Genomic DNA, 19,036 nt, shown 5'->3' with positions numbered 1-19,036 from the left:
CCGCCGGTCCCGCCGCCGGACCCGGCATGCGCTCGCACGAAGGTAAGCCCACGATGACCCTGCCCACCACCGGCCTCGAAGTCAGCAGCCGTTCGCGGGCATGGCGCGACGCGGTCGAGCTCGTCTCGTCGATGCGCTTCGCGATCTCGCTGCTCACGGTGATCTGCATCGCCTCGGTGATCGGCACCGTCGTGCAGCAGCACCAGCCGCAGAACAACTATGTCAACCAGTTCGGCCCCTTCTGGGCCGAGGTGTTCGACGCCGTGGGCCTGTACGCGGTCTACAGCGCCTGGTGGTTCCTGCTGATCCTGGCGTTCCTCGTGGTCTCCACCAGCCTGTGCATCGCGCGCAACCTGCCCAAGATCACCGCCGACCTGAAGGCCTACAAGGAGCACCTGCGCGAACAGTCGCTCAACGCGTTCCACCACAAGGCGCAGGGAACGCTCGACGAAGGACGTGACGCGGCCTACGCCCGCATCGGCCAGCTGCTGACCTCCGCCGGCTGGAAGGCCAAGGTCCAGCTGCGGCCGCACGGCACGATGATCGCCGCGCGCAAGGGCATGGCCAACAAGCTGGGCTACCTCGCGGCGCACGCGTCGATCGTGCTGATCTGCCTCGGCGGCCTGTTCGACGGCGACCTCGTCGTGCGCGCCCAGATGGCCGCGCTGGGCAAGACGCCCTTCATGGGCGGCGGCATGCTGCGCGACGTGCCGCCCGAGCACCGCCTCTCGGCCAACAACCCGACCTTCCGCGCCAACCTGCTGGTGCCCGAGAACGCCCGCGCCGGCACCGCGGTGATCAGCATGTCCAGCGGCGTCGTGCTGCAGGACCTGCCATTCGACATCGAGCTGAAGAAGTTCATCGTCGACTACTACGACACCGGCATGCCCAAGCTCTTCGCGAGCGAGATCGTGATCCACGACCGCGACACCGGCGAGGCCAGGGCCGCGACCGTGAAGGTCAACGAGCCGGCCTTCCACCGGGGCGTGGCGATCTACCAGAGCAGCTTCGACGACGGCGGCTCCAAGCTGAAGCTGCACGCCATGCCACTCACGCCGGGCGGCACCGCCTTCGACGTCGAGGGCCGCGTCGGCGACAGCACCACGCTCGCCAGCGCCGACCAGCAACTCACGCTGGAATTCGCGGGGCTGAGGGTGATTAACGTCGAGAACCTCGGCGCCGCCACCGCGGGCGGCGCGACCGACGTGCGCAAGGTCGACCTCGTCAACACCCTGCAGGACCACCTCGGCTCCGGCGCGAAGGTCAAGACGACCAAGACCCTGCAGAACGTGGGGCCCTCGGTGTCCTACCGCCTGCGCGATGCCGCCGGCCAGGCGCGCGAGTTCAACAACTACATGCGCCCGGTCGACATCGACGGCCAGCGGGTGCTGCTCGCCGGCGTGCGCGAGAACCCGAACGAGAACTTCCGCTACCTGCGCATCCCCGTCGACGAGGAAGACTCGATCGAAGGCTGGATGCGCCTGCGCCGCGCGCTCGTCGACCCGGCCCTGCGCAGCGAGGCCGCGCGCCGCTACGTGGCCAAGGCGACGCCGGCGGACAAGCCCGAGATGGCGGAGCAACTCGCCGTCACGACCCAGCGCGTGCTGGGGCTCTTCGCGGGCGCGGAGTCGCCGGGTGCCGGCAAGGACGACGCCCCGCAGCCCGCCGGCGGCCTGATGGCTCTGTCGCGCTTCCTGGAGACCACCGTGCCGGAAGCCGAGCGGCCCCGCATCTCCGAAGTGCTGCTGCGCATCCTCAACGGCGCGCTGTTCGAGCTGCTCAACACCGCGCGTGAACGCGACGGCCTGAAGGCGGCCGAGCCGGGCGACACCGCCCAGGCCTTCATGTCGCTGGCCGTGCTGTCACTGTCGGACAGCTTCCTGTACCCGGCGCCGGTGATCCTGCAGCTCGCGACGTTCGAGCAGATCCAGGCGAGCGTCTTCCAGGTCGCGCGGGCCCCGGGCAAGACCCTGGTTTACATCGGCGCCGTCCTGCTGATCATCGGCGTCTTCGCGATGCTCTACGTCCGGGAACGCCGGCTCTGGGTCTGGCTCCAAGACGAAGGCGACGGCCGCACGCGCATCAGCACCGCGCTGTCGACCACCCGCCGAACCCTCGACGCGGACGCCGAATTCGACCGCCTGAAGCACGCCATCCTGAAGGAGGCCCCATGAACACCACCACGCTCACCCTTCAAGGCCAGCGCCGCTTCACGCGCCGCAGCGCATTCGACTGGCTCTTCGCCGCCCTGGTGGTGGCCGGCGCGGCGTTTGCGTTCAACCGCTACGCCGGCTCGATGGACGTGTACGAGAAGGCCATCCTGGTCGGCACCGTGCCCTGCCTGGTCGCGCTGGGGTGGTTCTGGGGTGCGCTGCGGGTGCTGGGCCTCGCCGTGGGGGCCGCGACGCTGCTGGCCATCGCCCTGTACAACCGGCAGACCGACGGTTTCGGCGCCGACCTGGCCCAGGCCGACAACGTCTTCCTGCTGAAGTATTTCCTGTCGAGCCAGAGCGCCATCTTGTGGATGAGCGTGCTCTTCTTCATGAGCACGGTCTTCTACTGGATCGGGTTCTTCGTGCGCAGCGACGACAACACCGCGCAGCGCCTGGGCTCGCGGCTGGCCTGGGCGGCCGTGTTCATGGCCCTGGTCGGCACCATGGTGCGCTGGTTCGAGAGCCACCAGATCGGCGCGGACATCGGCCACATCCCCGTCAGCAACCTGTACGAGGTGTTCGTGCTGTTCTGCTGGATGACGGCAGCCTTCTACCTGTACTTCGAGCAGCACTACCGCACCCGCGCGCTGGGCGCGTTCGTGATGCTGGTGGTCAGCGCGGCCGTCGGCTTCCTGCTCTGGTACACGGTGGCGCGCGAGGCGCACGAGATCCAGCCGCTGGTGCCGGCGCTGCAGAGCTGGTGGATGAAGCTGCACGTGCCGGCCAACTTCATCGGCTACGGCACCTTCGCGCTCGCGGCGATGGTGGCCTTCGCCTACCTCGTCAAGCAGCAGGCCGGCGAGACCCGCTGGTACAAGCTCGCGCCGCTGTGGCTGCTGGGGGTGGTGCTCTGCTTCGAGCCGGTAGTGTTCAGGCAGGGCGCGGGCACGGGCGGCAGCGCGTACTGGATGGTCTATTTCGGCCTCAGCGCCCTGATCGTCGCGGCCATCCTGATGGCGCGCCGGCGCATCGCCGCACGGCTGCCCTCGTTCGACCTGCTCGACGACGTGATGTACAAGTCGATCGCGGTGGGCTTCGCGTTCTTCACGGTGGCCACCATCCTCGGTGCCTTCTGGGCCGCCGAGGCCTGGGGCGGCTACTGGAGCTGGGATCCGAAGGAAACCTGGGCGCTGATCGTCTGGCTCAACTACGCCGCCTGGCTGCACATGCGCCTGATGAAGGGGCTGCGCGGCGCGGTGTCGGCGTGGTGGGCGCTGGTCGGGCTGGCCGTCACGACCTTCGCCTTCCTCGGCGTGAACATGTTCCTGTCCGGCCTGCACTCGTACGGCGAACTGTAAAGAATCGTCCCGGCCCCCGGGGCCGGCGCGTCTTCCCGCCAAGGTCATTGAACTGCGCGTAAGGTGCGCGGGTCCACTCCGACGAACGGGGCGAACGCACCCATCGAAGCAGACCGGAGAACCTCCATGCACCTCCTCCACGACCGCGGCTTCCAGCATCCCACGCCGTCGGACATCACGCCGCGCGCCCTCTACGAAGACCGGCGCCGCTGGCTCCAGTTCGCCGCGGCCGGCGCCGCGCTGGCGGCCGGCCTGCCGGCGGCCCAGGCCCAGGCCCAGGCCGCGGGCCCCGGCAAGCTCGCCAAGCTGCCCGGCGCGCGCAGCGCGGTGGCCGGCGCGGCGACGATGGAAAAGCTCACCAGCTACGACGACGTCACCAGCTACAACAACTTCTACGAGTTCGGTACCGACAAGGCCGACCCGGCCCGCAACGCCACCAAGTTCAAGACCACGCCCTGGGCCGTGGCCGTCGAGGGCGAAGTCCGCAAGCCCAAGGTCTACGACCTCGCCGAGCTGCTCAAGCTGGCACCCATGGAAGAGCGCGTGTACCGGCTGCGCTGCGTCGAAGGCTGGTCGATGGTGATCCCCTGGGTCGGCTATTCGCTGGCCGAGCTGATCCGTCGGGTCGAGCCCACCGGCAACGCCAAGTTCGTCGAGTTCGTGACGCTGGCCGACCCGAAGCAGATGCCCTACGTCGGCTCGCGCGTGCTCTCCTGGCCCTACGTCGAGGGCCTGCGCATGGACGAGGCCATGCACCCGCTGACGCTGCTGACCTTCGGTCTGTACGGCGAGGTCCTGCCCAACCAGAACGGCGCGCCGGTGCGGCTGACCGTGCCCTGGAAGTACGGCTTCAAGTCGGCCAAGTCGCTCGTCAAGATCCGCTTCGTCGAGCAGCAGCCGGTCAGCTCCTGGACCAAGGCCGCGCAACAGGAGTACGGCTTCTACTCCAACGTCAACCCGAAGGTGGACCATCCCCGCTGGAGCCAGGCGACCGAGCGGCGCATCGGCGAAGGGCTGTTCGCCAAGAAGCGGCCCACGCTGATGTTCAACGGCTACGAAGCCCAGGTCGGCCAGCTGTATGCGGGCATGGACCTCGCCAAGCACTACTGATCGCCATGGCCATCGCCTCTTCCGCCCGGGGCGCGGCGCCGGCGGCGCGCAGGCGTCCGCTGCTGCTGCATCCGGCCGTCAAACCGGTCGTGTTCATCGCCAGCCTCGGGCCGCTGGCCTGGCTGGTCTGGGGCGCCTTCATGAACACGCTGGGCGCCAACCCGGCGGAAGCGCTGATCCGCTCGACCGGCGACTGGACGCTGCGCTTCCTGTGCCTGACGCTCGCCATCACCCCGCTGCGCCAGTGGCTGCAGCAGCCGGCACTGGCGCGGCTGCGGCGCATGCTGGGCCTCTTCACGTTCTTCTACGGCCTGCTGCACTTCCTCTGCTACGCCTGGCTCGACATGGGGCTCGTGCCGGCCGACATCGTCGCCGACATCCCGAAGCGGCCGTTCATCCTCGTCGGCACCGCGGCGCTGCTGCTGATGCTGCCGCTGGCCGCTACCTCGTTCAACCGGGCGATCCGGGCCCTCGGCGCCGCGCGGTGGCAGGCGTTGCACCGCGCGGTGTATGCGGTCGCGCTGCTGGCGCTGCTGCATTTCTTCTGGATGCGCGCCGGCAAGAACGACTTCGGGGAATGGTCGATCTACGCGGCGGTCATCGGCGTGCTGCTGGGTGCGCGCATCGTGCACGCGTGGCGCGCGCGGCGCTGAGCGCCGGCCCCGATCCAGCCCGGTTCATACCAGCCGCGCCAGCAGGCGCGGTACGCCCGAGGCCAGCAGGGCCACGCCCGACGCCGTGAGCAGGCCCAGGACGACCTGCCGGAACCGCGCCTCGCTGATGCCGATGTAGAGCCGCGCCCCGAGCAGCGTGGGCACCAGCATCGCCGGCGCCACGATCGCGAACAGCGGCAGGTCGGCGCGCGTGACGACGCCGCTGGCCAGGTAGCTGCCCATCGTCACGAAAAGCATCGACAGGTTGAAGTTCTGGATCACCGCCCGCTGCGCATCCTTCTCGAGGCCGCGCATGGTGCACCACAGCGTCGGCAAGGTGCCGGTGAAGCCGCCGAGCCCGCCCATCACGCCTCCGGCCAGGCCCACCGCGCCGTCGGCGATCCGCCCGCCTGCCGTCACCCGGGGCAGGTCCCTCGCCATCAGCATCGCGGGGCACCACAGCACCAGCAGCGTGCCCATCAGCACCTTGAACACCTCCATGTCCAGCCGCGGCAGCAGCGCGACGCCCAGCGGCACGCCGGCCAGGCCGCCCAGCACGAAGGGCAGCAGCCGCCGCAGGTCGAAGCCGCGGCGAACCGACAGCGCCGCGATGACCTGCCCCGTCAAGCCGCCGAAGACGGCCAGCGTCGCCGCCATGCGCGGCTCCAGCGCCCAGGCCCAGAAGGACATCGCGACCATCGAGAACGCGAAGCCCGACAGGCCCTGCACGAAGCCCGCCACCATGGCGCCCAGCGCCACCACCAGGTAGACCGAATCCATCCGCTCAGGCCCTCACCGCTCGCGGCGCGCGATGTCGGCGCGGTAATCGGCGAGCAGCTTGCCCGGATCGGCGATGCCCCGGGCACGCGCCGCCTCGGCCCACTGCGCCTCCAGCGGCGCGGTGCGGTCCTTCACCGCCTGCACGAAGTCCGGGTCGGCGGGCGTGAACTGCACGCCCGAGACCTGCATCATCGCCATCGCGCGGCGGTCGATGCGGTCCCAGCCGCGGCCGAACAGCCGCGCGGCGAATTCGCCCGAGAGCGCGTCGACCACCGCCCGGTCCTCGGCCGGCAACCGGTCGTATCGGCCCTGGTTCATCATGAACACGAAACTCGTGTTGTAGAGGCCGCCCGGGAACGTGGTGGCGTAGCGCACGACGCCGTCGAGCCGATAGGCCTCGACCGACTCCGGCGGCATCAGCGTGCCGTCCACCGCCCCCGCAGACAACAGCGCGAGGTTCTCGGCCGAAGGCCTGCGCAACACGTTCATGCCCAGGGCCGCGCCGATGTCCTGGACCCTGCCGCCGCCGATGCGGAACTTCAACGCCTGCAGTTCTTCCAGCCGTGTGACCGGCCCCCGGGTGTTGAGCACCATGCCGGGCCCGTGCACGAACACCGCGAGCACCTTGACCCCCTCGTGTTCCGCCTGCATCGCCGGCGTGCGCTCGAACACCGCCTGGTAGGCCAGCGACACCGCCTCGGCCGACTGGCCGAGGAACGGCAGTTCCGCCAGCGCCGACAGCGCGAAGCGGCCCGGCGTGTAGCCGTGCACCGTGAACGAGACGTCGGCGAGCCCCTGGCGCACCGCGTCGAAGGTGCCCGGCGCGGGGGCTGCGGCGCGCGGCAGGATGCGGCACCGCAGCCGGCCTTCGCTGCGCTCCTCCAGCAATCCGCACCACGCCTGCTGCGTCTGCGACAGCATGTGCGCCGGCGGCGTCCACGACGAGACGGTCAATTCGGTCTGGGCCGAGGCGGCCACCGCACCGAAAAGGGCCATGGATGCAACAAATGGCAAGCGGACGGGCATGCGGCGGAGCTTCCTGTCGAACGGTCGGACGGCGACGCCGGCGATTATTGACCTGCCGCCCGCGGCAGCACCATCCCGGGGCAGGCCCGCCACGTGCTTAGGGCTGGTCAGTCGTTTGCCAATGAGGGGAGCCGCGATGAATCCGAGCGTGAATGCCGTTCCTCCCTGCCCGGTGCCGCGGCACCGGGCGCTCGATGTGCAGCCCGGACGGGCGCGCGATGCGCTGGCCGAGGCGCTGCGCCAGCTCGACGAGGCCGAGCAGCAGGACCAGCCTGCCATCCATGCCCTGGCCTTGGCCCAGGTGGGGCGCTGCTACCGCCGCATGGGCGACGGCGGCACCGCCGAGTGGTATCTGCAGCAAGGCTTGCGCAAGGCCCGCACGCTGTGTGCGCCCGAGGCCTGCATCGAGCTGCTGTGCGACCTCGCGGAGCTGGTGTCCATCCTGGCCACCGAGCTCACCCGCGACGAACCCCGGGGCGCCCATGCGGTGCGCGAGCGGGCCCGCGACCACGGCTACGAGGCAGCGCAGATGGCCGGCCTGGTCGGCGACTGGGAGTGGGAGGCCGCGGTGCTGCAGCGTATCAGCCGGGTGCTGGAACGCTGCGGCGACCGCGAGGACGCCGAGGCGCTGCGCCAGCGTGCCGCCACGCTGCAGGCGCAGGACCTGCGCTCGCTGCAGGCCGCCAACGACGCCTCCACCTGGGCACGCGCGGCGCAGTAGCGCCGCCGCCGGTTCAGCGCCGCGCCAGCACGGGCGCCAGCGCCTTGCCGGTGTGGCTGCCCGCCGCCACCACCGTTTCCGGCGCACCGGCCACGACGACGCGCCCGCCGGCGTCGCCGCCCTCGGGCCCCAGGTCCAGCACCCAGTCCGCCTCGGCGACGACGTCCAGGTCGTGCTCGATCACCACCACGCTGTGCCCGCCGTTGACCAGGCGGTGCAGCACGTGGATGAGCCGCTCCACGTCGGCCATGTGCAGCCCCACCGTCGGCTCGTCGAGCACGTACAGCGTGTGCGGCGCCTTCTGGCCGCGGCGGCCCACCTCGTCGCGCACCTTGCTCAACTCGGTGACGAGCTTGATGCGCTGCGCCTCGCCGCCCGACAGCGTGGGCGACGGCTGGCCCAGCGTCAGGTAGCCCAGGCCCACGTCCTTCAGCAGCTGCAGCGGATGCGCGATGGCGGGCATCGACGCGAAGAAGTCCACCGCCTCGTCGACCTCCATGTTCAGCACGTCGCCGATGCTCCTGCCGCGCCAGCTCACCGCCAGCGTCTCCGGGTTGAAGCGCTGGCCGTGGCACACGTCGCAGGGCAGCTTCACGTCGGGCAGGAAGCTCATCTCGATCGTGCGCAGGCCCTGCCCTTCGCAGGCCGGGCACCGGCCCTCGCCGGTGTTGAAGCTGAAGCGGCCCGGGCCGTAGCCGCGCGCCTTGGCTTCCAGCGTCTCGGCGAAGAGCCTGCGCACCGCGTCCCAGAAGCCGATGTAGGTGGCCGGGCACGAGCGCGGCGTCTTGCCGATCGGCGTCTGGTCGACTTCCAGCACGCGGTCGACCGCCTGCCAGCCCTCGAGCGCGCTGCAGCCCGACAGGGCCGGTGCCTTGGCGCCCCTGCTGTTCTTCTGCGCCACCAGCGCCTGCACGTTGGCCAGCAGCACGTCGCGCGCGAGCGTGCTCTTGCCCGAGCCGCTGACGCCGGTGATGGCCACCAGCCGGTGCAGCGGCACGTCCACGTCGACGAGCTTCAGGTTGTGCAGGTCGGCACCACGCAGTTCCAGCCGGGGCGCAGTGGCATCGACGGCGCGCCGCTCGTGCAGCGGGTGCTTCAGCGGCTCGCGCAGGAAGCGGCCGGTGACCGACTCGGTCTGCGCCGCCAGCTCGCTCGCGGTGCCCTGCGCGATGACGCGGCCGCCACGCTTGCCGGCGCCGGGGCCGATGTCGATGATGTGGTCGGCGCGGCGGATGGTGTCCTCGTCGTGCTCGACCACCACCAGGGTGTTGCCCTTGCTGCCGAGCTGATGCAGCGCGTTCAGCAGGATCTGGTTGTCTCGTGGGTGCAGCCCGATGGTCGGCTCGTCGAGCACGTAGCACACGCCCTGCAGGTTGCTGCCGAGCTGCGCCGCCAGCCGGATGCGCTGCGCCTCGCCGCCCGACAGCGTCGGCGCCGCACGGTCCAGCGTCAGGTAGCCCAGGCCCACCTCCTCCAGGAACAGCAGGCGGTTGCGGATCTCGCTGACCACATCGCGTGCGATGCCCGCGTCGCGGCCCTCGAGGCCCAGCCCCTCGATCCATTGCCGCGAGTCCTGCACCGACGACGCCGCGATGGTGCTGATCGCCTCGCCGGCAAAGGTGACGGCGCGCGAGGCGGGATTGAGCCGCGTGCCTTCGCAATCCGGGCACTCGGCGTCCGCCACGCCTTCGGCTTCCGCCTCCTCGGCCGGAAAGCTCTGTTCTCGCCCGCGGTTGTCGTCGTCGCGCACGGAATCGTCGTACACCTTGCGCTGCTCGCGCGTCAGCGCGAGGCCGGTGCCGACGCAGGTGTTGCACCAGCCGTGCTTGCTGTTGTACGAGAACATGCGCGGGTCCAGCTCCGGGTAGCTGGTGCCGCAGGTGGGGCAGGCCCGCTTGGTGGAGAACACCTTCACCTGCCCGATGCCGGCGGTGCTGCCGCCCTCGTCCATCGCGGCGGCCAGCCCGTCAAGCGGGTGCAGCAGGTGCAGCACGCCCTTGCCCAGTTCGAGCGCGCGGGCCAGCAGCTCGCGCAGCAGCGCTTCGTTCTGGGGCTGCACGACGAGGTCGCCCACCGGCAGCTCGATCGTGTGCTCCTTGAAGCGGTCGATGCGCGGCCACGGGTCGACGCGCAGGAACTCGCCGTCCACCCGCAGGTGCGTGTGGCCGCGCGCCTTGGCCCACTTCGCCAGGTCGGTATAGACGCCCTTGCGGTTGACCACCAGCGGCGCCAGCAGGCCCACGTGCTGGCCGCGGTGGTCGCGCAGCAGCTGCGCGGCGATGCTCTCGGCGCTCTGCGGCATCACCGGCGTGCCGTCGTGGATGCAGTGCTGGATGCCCAGCTTCACCCACAGCAGCCGCAGGAAGTGCCACACCTCGGTGGTGGTGGCCACCGTGCTCTTGCGGCCGCCGCGCGACAGGCGCTGCTCGATCGCGACCGTGGGCGGGATGCCGTACACCGCGTCCACCTCCGGCCGGCCCGCGGGCTGCACGATGCTGCGCGCATAGGCGTTCAGCGATTCGAGGTAGCGCCGCTGCCCTTCGTTGAACAGGATGTCGAAGGCCAGCGTGCTCTTGCCCGAGCCGGAGACGCCCGTCACCACGCTGAACTTGCCGCGCGGGATGTCGACGCTCAGGCCTTTCAGGTTGTGCTCGTGGGCGTTGACGATCTGGATGGCGCCCTCGTCCCCCGGCAGGCGGCGGGGCGCGCGGGCAGCACGCTGGCGGTTCTGCTGGATCAGGGCCTGCAGGCTGGTGCCTTCGCCCTCGCCCGCCGGCGCGGGCAACTTCTCTTGAGCCACCCGCGCGCCCGGGGCGATGCCCAGCGCTTCTTCGTATTCGCGCAGCGCCTGCCCGGTGTGCGAGCCCGCATGCGCCTTCACGTCGGCCACCGTGCCGGCGCAGACCAGTTCGCCGCCGGCTTCGCCGCCCTCCGGGCCGAGATCGACGATCCAGTCGGCCGCCCGGATCACGTCGAGGTTGTGCTCGATGACGATCAGCGAATGCCCGGCGTCCAGCAGCTTGCGGAACGCACGCATCAGCTTGGCGATGTCGTCGAAGTGCAGGCCGGTGGTCGGCTCGTCGAACAGGAAGAGCTGGCCCTTCTTCGCCAGCGGCTGCTTCGGCGCGCCGGCCGCCTCCGCGAGGAAGCCGGCGAGCTTCAGGCGCTGCGCCTCGCCGCCCGACAGCGTGGGCACCGGCTGGCCGAGGCGCACGTAGTCGAGGCCCACGTCGACGATGGGCTGCAGCACGCGCAGCACCTCGCGGTCGTCGCGGAAGAGCTGCACCGCCTCGCTCACCGTCAGCTCCAGCACGTCGGCCACGCTGAGCTGCCGGTGCAGCTCGGCCGGCAGGCGGCGCTCGATCTTCACGTCGAGGATCTCGGCGCGGTAGCGGCGGCCGTCGCAGTCCGGGCAGCGCAGGTACACGTCCGACAGGAACTGCATCTCGACGTGCTCGAAGCCGGAGCCGCCGCAGGTGGGGCAGCGGCCGTCGCCGGCATTGAAGCTGAACATGCCGGCGCCGTAGCCGCGCTCGCGGGCCAGCGGTGCGTCGGCGAAGAGCTTGCGGATCTCGTCGAAGGCGCCGACGTAGCTGGCCGGGTTGGAGCGCGCGGTCTTGCCGATCGGGCTCTGGTCGACGAACACCGCATCGGTGAGCCAATCGGCCCCCAGCAGCCGGCCGTGGGCGCCGGGGGTCTCGGTCGGCTTGCCGAAGTGGCGGGCCAGCGCGGGATACAGCACGTCCTGCATCAACGTGCTCTTGCCCGAGCCCGACACGCCCGTCACGCAGACCAGCCGCTGCAGCGGGAAGCTGACCGACACGTCCTTCAGGTTGTGCTCGCGCACGCCTTCGATCACCAGCTTGGGCGTGCCCTCGTCCACCAGCCGCGTGAAGCCCGAGCCGACGAGCTTGCGCCCGCCCAGGTAGGCGCCGGTGAGCGTTTCGGCCTCGCGCACGTCGTCGGGCGTGCCGTCGAACACGATCTGCCCGCCGCGCTCGCCGGGCCCCGGGCCCATGTCGATCAGCCGGTCGGCCGCCAGCATCACCGCCGGATCGTGCTCGACGACCACCAGCGTGTTGCCCGCGTCGCGCAGCCGGTGCATGGCCTGCACGATGCGGTTCATGTCGCGCGGATGCAGGCCGATGCTGGGCTCGTCGAGCACGAACATCGTGTTGACCAGCGAGGTGCCGAGCGCGGTGGTGAGGTTGATGCGCTGCACCTCGCCGCCCGACAGCGTGCGGCTCTGGCGGTCGAGCGTGAGGTAGCCGATGCCGACGTCGCAAAGGTACTTCAGCCGCGTCGCGATCTCGCCGTGGATCATCTGCAGCGCGGTGTCCTCGGCGGAGGCCTCGCTGCCGCGCTCGGCCCCGCCCCCGCCCGCCGGCGGGAGCGGGCCGGCGCGAGGGGTCGTGCCCGGCAGCAGCCCATCGAAGAACCGCCTCAACCGATCCAGCGGCAGCTGCATCAGGTCGTGCAGGCACAGGCCCGGCAGCGCCTGCAGCTGCTCGCGCGTCCAGCCCACGCCCCGCGGCATGAAGCGCTGATCCGGCGGCAGCACCGCATCGGCCTGCGCCTTGGTGCCGACACGCCACAGCAGCGCCTCCAGCTTCAGCCGCGCGCCGGCGCAGGCGGGGCATTCGGTGTAGCTGCGGTACTTCGACAAGAGCACGCGGATGTGCATCTTGTAGGCCTTGCTCTCCAGGTACTCGAAGAACCGGCGCACGCCGTACCACTGCTTGTTCCAGTTGCCGTTCCAGTGCGGCGAGCCGTTGACGACCCAGTCGCGCTGGCCCTGCGTCAGCTGGTTCCAGGCAGTGTCGCGCGGGATGCCGGCCTCGCCGGCGTACTTCATCAGGTCGTCCTGGCACTCCTTCCAGGCCGGGGTCTGCATCGGCTTGATGGCGCCGTTGCGCAGCGTCCGGCGCTCGTCGGGGATCACCAGGCCCATGTCGACCCCGATCACCCGGCCGAAGCCGCGGCAGGCCTCGCAGGCGCCGAAGGCGGAGTTGAACGAGAAGAGGGCCGGCGTCGGGTCCGCGTAGCGCAGGTCGCTCTCGGGACAGTGCAGGCCGGTGGAATAGCGCCAGACGACCTCCGGCTGCGCCGCCTCGCCCACCACGTAGACGTTGAGCCGCCCGCTGCCGCGGCGCAGCGAGAGCTCGATGGCCTCCGCGGTGCGCACCGGGTCGACGCTGCTCGCGCGGAAGCGGTCGGCCACGACGTCCAGCAGCTTGCGGTCGCCCACGGTCCGCTCGCTGTGCACGCGCGTGAAGCCGCTCGCGGCGAGCCACTGCTCGAGCTGCTCGGCCGAGGTGTCCGCCGGCAGCTCCACCGGGAAGGTGAGCACCAGCCGCACGTCGCCGGCCGCGGCGGCACGGGCCAGCAGGTCGGCCTGGATGCTCTGCGCCGTGTCGTGCCGCACCGGCAGCGCGGTCTGGCGGTCGAACAGGTTCGTCGCCCGCGCGAACAGCAGCTTCAGGTGGTCGTTCAGCTCGGTCATCGTGCCGACCGTGCTGCGCGAGGTGCGCACCGGGTTGGTCTGGTCGATCGCGATGGCCGGCGGCACGCCGTCGACGCGATCGACCGCCGGGCGGTCCATGCGGTCGAGGAACTGGCGCGCGTAGGCGCTGAAGGTCTCGACGTAGCGCCGCTGCCCTTCCGCATACAGCGTGTCGAAGACGAGGCTCGACTTGCCGGAGCCGCTGGGCCCGGTCACCACCGTCATTTCGCCGGTGTGGAGGTCGAGATCGAGGTTCTTGAGGTTGTGCTGGCGAGCGCCGCGGATGCGGATGACACCGGAGGTCATGGAGGCCTTCTGGGGAGGGCGAAGGCGGGAGATTCTAGGAGCCGGGGGCGGCCGAGTCGGTTGCACGGGCTCTCTGGCAGAAGCGCGCCTGGCCCCACGGCGCCTGCATCCGCAATAACCGGGCGTTATGGGCTTTGCCGGAAACGCAATTGGCGGAAGGCGCGGCCTTTTCATAGGATCCAGGCCCCCGGCCACGCCGGCCCCCAGGGCGAGCGTGCGCGCACCAGCGGACAGATGCGCCTGTTCGCGACGCCAGCAACTTCCCCTTGGCCTTCTCGACGGCGGGAGGCGACACGGCCGCCGCGCTGGCCTCCGGTTGTCCCGTGGTGTTCAAGGCGCATCCTGGCCACATGGCGACTGCGGAAGCGGTGGCGGAGGCCATCCTGCGCGCGGCGGCGCACACCGGCATGCCGGCCGGCGTGTTCAACATGGTCTATGGCGGCAGCGTCGGCGCCTGGCTGGTGAAACATCCGGCCATCCAGGCGGTCGGCTTCACCGGGTCGCTGCGCGGGGGGCGGGCGCTGTGCGACATGGCCGCGGCGCGGCCGCAGCCCATCCCGGTCTTTGCCGAGATGAGCAGCATCAACCCGATCGCGCTGTTGCCCGTTGCCTTGCAGGCGCGCGGCGACAAGGTGGCTCAGGAGCTGGCCGCGTCGGTGCTGCTGGGCGCGGGCCAGTTCTGCACCAACCCCGGGCTGGTGATCGGCATGCGCTCGCCCGCATTCGACACCTTCCTGCAGCGCCTGTGCCAGGCCATGGACACGGCCGCGCCGCAGACGATGCTCAACGCCGGCGGCCTGGCGCACTACGGCCACGGCGTGCAGGCGATGCTGGCGCACCCCGGCGTAACGCGGGTGGCCGGCGCGGAGCAGGCCGGGGCACAGGCCAGGGCGCAGGTCTTCAAGTCCGACGCCCGTTTGCTGCTGCAGGGCGACCCGTTGCTGCAGGAGGAGATCTTCGGCCCGGCCACCGTCGTCGTCGAGGTGCCCGACCGGGCCGAACTCGTGCGCGCCCTGCACGCGCTGCGCGGCCAGCTGACGGCGACGCTGATCGGCGAGCCGGACGAACTCGGGGCCGCGACCGACATCGTCGCGCTGCTGCAGGACAGGGTGGCCGGCTGCTGGTGAACGGCTACCCCACCGGCGTCGAGGTGTGCGATGCGATGGTGCATGGCGGGCCGTACCCCGCCACGTCGGACGCGCGCGGCACGTCGGTCGGCACCCTGGCCATCGACCGCTTCCTGCGGCCGGTGTGTTTCCAGAACTTCCCGGACGCGCTGCTGCCCGATGCGCTGAAGAACGGCAACCCGCTGGGCATCGAGCGCCTGGTCAACGGCGAGAAGACCCGTGGCAGCGTGGTGTAGCCCGGGCAGCCACGAGCGGCACCGGGCGCCAGGCCGGCTGCAGGGGCCGCTCAGGCCGTTTCGGCCCCGTGGTCGGCCATCGTACGGATCACGTCCATGAAGGCCAGCGCGGCCGGGCTGGGCGGCTCGCCCTGGAGCGTGATCAGCCCGAAATCGGGCATGCGGTCGGGGAAATCGGCCGCGATGCGTGTGAGCAGCCCGCGCCGCACGTACTTGTCCACCAGCGCGGCCGGCTGCAGCGACAGCATGTTGGTGCTCTGCATCAGCTCCAGCGCGAACAGGAACGACGGCGTCTCGACGATGCCTGCGGTGAGCGAGAGCCCGGTGCCGCTGAAGATGTCGTCCGACACCTTGCGCAGCGCGGTGGACGTCGGATAAAGAATCCACGGCCAGTTCGACAGCTCAGCCAGCCCGGGCGCATGGGGCCCGCGCAGCGGATGGTGCACGCCGGCGGTGACCTGCAGGCCTTCGCCGGCCAGCCTTTCGTACTGGAACTGGTCGCGCTGCGATTCGTCGGTGAAGCGGCCGATCATCACGTCGATCCTGCGCTCGGCCAGCCAGACGATCAGCTGGTCGCTGCTCTGCTCCAGCACCTTCACCACCAGCAGGGGCCGCAGGCGCTGCAGCTCGGCCACCGCAGCGATCAGCAGGTGCGCCGCCGAGCCGGAAATGGCGCCAATCGTCACATGGCCATGTCCCCCTTGTTTGAGCGTGCTGAACTCATCGACGAATTTGCGATGGCCATCCAGGGCCGAGTGGGCATAACGCAATGTAAAGAGTCCCAGCTCGTTTGGCCGCATGCCGCGTGGCAGCCGGTCAAACAAGCGAGATTCCAGCATGTCTTCTATATCCACCAGAATTTTTGTCGCAGCCGGCTGAGTGATGTGCATTTGCTCAGCAGTCAATCGCAAATTGCGCGTTTTTCCGAGGATGTCAAGGAACTGCAAATGCCGGAAACGCAGCCGCGAGACTTGCGCCAGCGCCAAGGGTTTACCAGTAATCTTGTCTGAACTCATTAGCATTTGGAATGGATGCTAACGAAAAAGTCAGTGGACCGGCAGGGGGGGCTCCCATAGCCTTCGGCCCCATCAAGAACGGCCTCGCAGAGGGCCGAAGCGCCGTGGCAGGGGTGGCCGCGCCACGGCACCTCACCCTTCCGGAGACATCATGCAACTCAAATCACTCGGCTTGGCTGCTGCACTGCTGGCCGCATTGGCCGCCCCCGTGTCGGCGCAAATCAAGGAACACGTGTTCAAGGTCGGCATCGGCCTCAGCGAAGACCATCCGCAGGCGCAGGCGCTGAAGTATTTCGCCGAACAGCTGGCGGCCAAGAGCGGCGGCAAGCTGGTGGCGCGGGTCTATGCCAGCGGCTCGCTGGGCAACGACGTCAGCATGACCTCGGCGCTGCGCGGCGGCACGCTGGAGATGACCGTTCCCGACAGCTCCACGCTGGTGTCGCTGGTCAAGCCTTTCGGTGTGCTGAACCTGCCGCTGACCTTCAACAACGAGCAGGAAGCCGACGCCGTGCTGGATGGCCCCTTCGGCCAGAAGCTGCTGGCCAAGCTGCCCGAGAAAGGCCTGATCGGCCTGGGCTTCTGGGAGAACGGCTTCCGCCACGTCACCAACTCGCGCCGTCCGGTGGAGCGCGCCGATGACCTGAACGGCCTGAAGCTGCGCGTCATCCAGAGCCCGCTGTTCCTGGACACGTTCAACGCACTGGGCGCCAATGCGACGCCCATGCCCTTCACCGAGCTGTACACGGCGATGGAGCAAGCAGCGGTGGATGGGCAGGAGAACCCGCCGGCCACCATCCTGGCCAGCAAGTTCTACGAAGTGCAGAAGCACTTGGTGTTGTCACGCCACATGTACAGCGCCTGGGTGCTGCTGATGTCCAAGAAGACCTGGGACGGCCTGTCGCCGCAGGAACAGAAGATCGTGCAGGAAGCGGCGCGCGAAGCCACCTTGTACGAACGCAAGACCATCCGTGCGTTCTCCGAAACGGCGTTGGCCGACCTGAAGAAGGCTGGCATGAAGATCACCGAACTGCCGCCGGCCGAACAGGCCAAGATGCGCAGCAAGCTGCAGCCGGTGACGGCCAAGTTCAGCAAGGAATTTGGCGAGGACACCACCGCCGAATTGCAGACCGAATTGGCGAAAGTACGCGGCGGCGGCGCCGCAGCGGCGAAGTAATTCGCTTCGCAGGGGGGCAGCGCCGCCGCCTCCCATTCCTGTCCTTTTTCTCACGACACGGCAATGGACAATCCGGCCGGTCGGCGCTTTCGCTCGCGCGATTGGTTTGCCGACCCACAACGTTCCGACATGACGGCGCTCTACCTGGAGCGTTTCATGAATTACGGATTGACGCCCGAAGAATTGCGTTCGGGCCGGCCCATCATCGGCATCGCGCAGACGGGCAGCGACCTGTCGCCGTGCAACCGCATCCACCTGGACCTGGCGCGCCGTGTGCGCGACGGCATCCGCGACGCCGGCGGCATTCCGATGGAATTCCCGGTGCACCCCATCTTCGAGAACTGCCGCCGCCCCACCGCGGCGCTGGACCGCAACCTCGCCTACATGGGCCTGGTCGAGATCCTGTACGGCTACCCCATCGACGCGGTGGTGCTGACCACCGGCTGCGACAAGACCACGCCGGCCGGCATCATGGCCGCCTCCACCGTCGACATCCCGGCCATCGTGCTGTCCGGCGGCCCCATGCTCGACGGCTGGCACGGCGGTGAACTCGTCGGCTCGGGCACGGTGATCTGGCGCAGCCGCCGGCAACTGGCGGCCGGCGAGATCGACGAAGACGAATTCCTGCAACGCGCCTGCAGCAGCGCGCCCTCGGCCGGGCACTGCAACACCATGGGCACGGCATCGACGATGAACGCCGTGGCCGAGGCGCTGGGGCTGTCGCTGCCCGGCTGCGCCGCCATTCCCGCGCCGTACCGCGAACGCGGCCAGATGGCCTACGAAACGGGCCGCCGCATCGTCGGCATGGCGTTCGAGGACCTGCGGCCGTCGCGCATCCTCAGCCGCGAGAGTTTCCTCAACGCGCTGTCGGTCGTCAGCTGCGCGGGAGGCTCCAGCAATGCGCAGGTCCACATCATGGCGATGGCCCGCCACGCCGGCGTGGACCTGCGGCCGCAGGACTGGACCGACGAGGCCTACGACCTGCCGCTGCTGCTGAACATGCAGCCGGCCGGCAAGTTCCTGGGCGAGCGCTTCTTCCGTGCCGGCGGCGTGCCGGCGCTGATGTGGGAGTTGCAGCAGGCCGGCCGCCTGCATGGCGACTGCGCCAGCGTCACCGGCCGGACCGTGGCGCAGAACATCGAGGGCCGCGAGACCAGCGACCGCGAAGTCATCCGGCCGTTCGACGCGCCGCTGATGGAGAAGGCGGGCTTCCTGGTGCTGTCGGGCAACCTGTTCGACTTCGGCATCCTGAAGACCTCGGTGATCTCGCAGCGCTTCCGCGAGCGTTACCTGAACCGGCCAGGCCACGAGGGCGTGTTCGAAGCGCGTGCCGTGGTGTTCGACGGCGCCGACGACTACCACGCCCGCATCAACGACCCGGCGCTGGACATCGACGAAGGCTGCATCCTGGTGATGCGCGGCGCCGGCCCGATCGGCTGGCCGGGTTCGGCCGAGGTGGTGAACATGCAGCCGCCCGATGCGCTGATCCAGCGCGGCATCCAGACGCTGCCCACGCTCGGCGACGGCCGCCAGTCGGGCACGGCAGACAGCCCGTCCATCCTGAACGTGTCGCCTGAAAGCGCCGTCGGCGGGGGCCTGTGCTGGCTGCGCAACGGCGACTTGATCCGCATCGACCTCAACGCCGGCCGCTGCGACGCGCTGGTGTCCGCCGACGAGATCGCCCGCCGCCAGCGCGAGCTGCCCGCGCCGCCGGTGCCGGCCAGCCAGTCCCCGTGGGAAGAGATGTACCGCAACCACACCGGGCAACTGGTGGACGGCGCCACGCTGGACATGGCCCTGAAGTACCGGCGCATCGCCGAAAAGACACCGCGCCACAACCACTGACCCACTGACTACGCCCGAGGGAACCCCA

At 69.9% G+C, this 19,036-nt stretch carries 11 protein-coding genes and 1 pseudogene; 8 read left to right on the top strand and 4 right to left on the bottom strand.

What is annotated here, in order from left to right:
• Positions 1–53: 53 nt before the first annotated feature.
• The 4 genes from V4F39_RS10660 (at position 54) to V4F39_RS10645 (ending at position 5,274) form a co-directional block, all read left to right on the top strand.
• Entirely contained in the window at positions 54–2,174 is a 2,121-nt protein-coding gene (locus V4F39_RS10660) for a cytochrome c biogenesis protein ResB (protein WP_332289345.1), read from the top strand.
• Positions 2,171–3,511, top strand: a complete 1,341-nt coding sequence (gene ccsB / locus V4F39_RS10655) for a c-type cytochrome biogenesis protein CcsB (protein WP_332289344.1) — start codon at positions 2,171–2,173, stop codon at positions 3,509–3,511. Before V4F39_RS10660 ends, ccsB begins: the two co-directional genes overlap by 4 nt.
• A gap of 126 nt (positions 3,512–3,637) precedes the next feature.
• Positions 3,638–4,621: a protein-methionine-sulfoxide reductase catalytic subunit MsrP gene (gene msrP / locus V4F39_RS10650; RefSeq protein WP_332289343.1), complete on the top strand. Its 984-nt coding sequence runs from the start codon at positions 3,638–3,640 to the stop codon at positions 4,619–4,621.
• A 5-nt stretch (positions 4,622–4,626) separates the two neighbouring features.
• On the top strand, positions 4,627–5,274 hold the full coding sequence (locus tag V4F39_RS10645) for a protein-methionine-sulfoxide reductase heme-binding subunit MsrQ (protein WP_332289342.1): 648 nt from the start codon (positions 4,627–4,629) through the stop codon (positions 5,272–5,274).
• Between the two features lie 24 nt (positions 5,275–5,298).
• Here the strand turns inward: V4F39_RS10645 and V4F39_RS10640 are convergent, their stop codons facing one another.
• Together V4F39_RS10640 and V4F39_RS10635 are read right to left on the bottom strand one after the other, a co-directional pair.
• The gene (locus V4F39_RS10640) at positions 5,299–6,054 is read right to left on the bottom strand and encodes a sulfite exporter TauE/SafE family protein (RefSeq protein WP_332289341.1); all 756 of its coding nucleotides are present in this window, start codon (positions 6,052–6,054) and stop codon (positions 5,299–5,301) included.
• A 12-nt stretch (positions 6,055–6,066) separates the two neighbouring features.
• Positions 6,067–7,050 carry a TRAP transporter substrate-binding protein gene (locus V4F39_RS10635; RefSeq protein ID WP_332289339.1) on the bottom strand — a complete coding sequence of 328 codons (984 nt, stop codon included), beginning with the start codon at positions 7,048–7,050 and terminating at the stop codon, positions 6,067–6,069.
• Between the two features lie 166 nt (positions 7,051–7,216).
• Between V4F39_RS10635 and V4F39_RS10630 the strand changes: the two genes are divergently transcribed.
• Positions 7,217–7,801: a hypothetical protein gene (locus tag V4F39_RS10630; protein ID WP_332289338.1), complete on the top strand. Its 585-nt coding sequence runs from the start codon at positions 7,217–7,219 to the stop codon at positions 7,799–7,801.
• Positions 7,802–7,814: 13 nt separating this feature from the next.
• Here the strand turns inward: V4F39_RS10630 and uvrA are convergent, their stop codons facing one another.
• Entirely contained in the window at positions 7,815–13,610 is a 5,796-nt protein-coding gene (uvrA, locus tag V4F39_RS10625) for an excinuclease ABC subunit UvrA (protein ID WP_332289337.1), read from the bottom strand.
• Positions 13,611–13,767: 157 nt separating this feature from the next.
• On the opposite strand from uvrA, the pseudogene V4F39_RS10620 reads away from it, so the two are divergent.
• A pseudogene (locus tag V4F39_RS10620) lies at positions 13,768–14,973 on the top strand (aldehyde dehydrogenase (NADP(+))); the annotation flags it as partial.
• Positions 14,974–15,023: 50 nt separating this feature from the next.
• Here the strand turns inward: V4F39_RS10620 and V4F39_RS10615 are convergent.
• Positions 15,024–15,995, bottom strand: a complete 972-nt coding sequence (locus tag V4F39_RS10615; protein WP_332289336.1) for a LysR family transcriptional regulator — start codon at positions 15,993–15,995, stop codon at positions 15,024–15,026.
• Positions 15,996–16,140: 145 nt separating this feature from the next.
• On the opposite strand from V4F39_RS10615, the gene V4F39_RS10610 reads away from it, so the two are divergent.
• Together V4F39_RS10610 and V4F39_RS10605 are read left to right on the top strand one after the other, a co-directional pair.
• The gene (locus V4F39_RS10610; protein WP_332289335.1) at positions 16,141–17,163 is read left to right on the top strand and encodes a TRAP transporter substrate-binding protein; all 1,023 of its coding nucleotides are present in this window, start codon (positions 16,141–16,143) and stop codon (positions 17,161–17,163) included.
• 63 nt (positions 17,164–17,226) lie between these two features.
• Positions 17,227–19,008: an IlvD/Edd family dehydratase gene (locus V4F39_RS10605; RefSeq protein WP_332289334.1), complete on the top strand. Its 1,782-nt coding sequence runs from the start codon at positions 17,227–17,229 to the stop codon at positions 19,006–19,008.
• Positions 19,009–19,036: the final 28 nt, after the last annotated feature.

This window comes from Aquincola agrisoli (genome assembly GCF_036621135.1).
Taxonomy (GTDB): Bacteria; Pseudomonadota; Gammaproteobacteria; order Burkholderiales; family Burkholderiaceae_C; genus Aquincola; species Aquincola agrisoli.
Note: the sequence above shows the minus strand (reverse complement) of the source record. Positions and strands in the feature narration are given on the sequence as shown.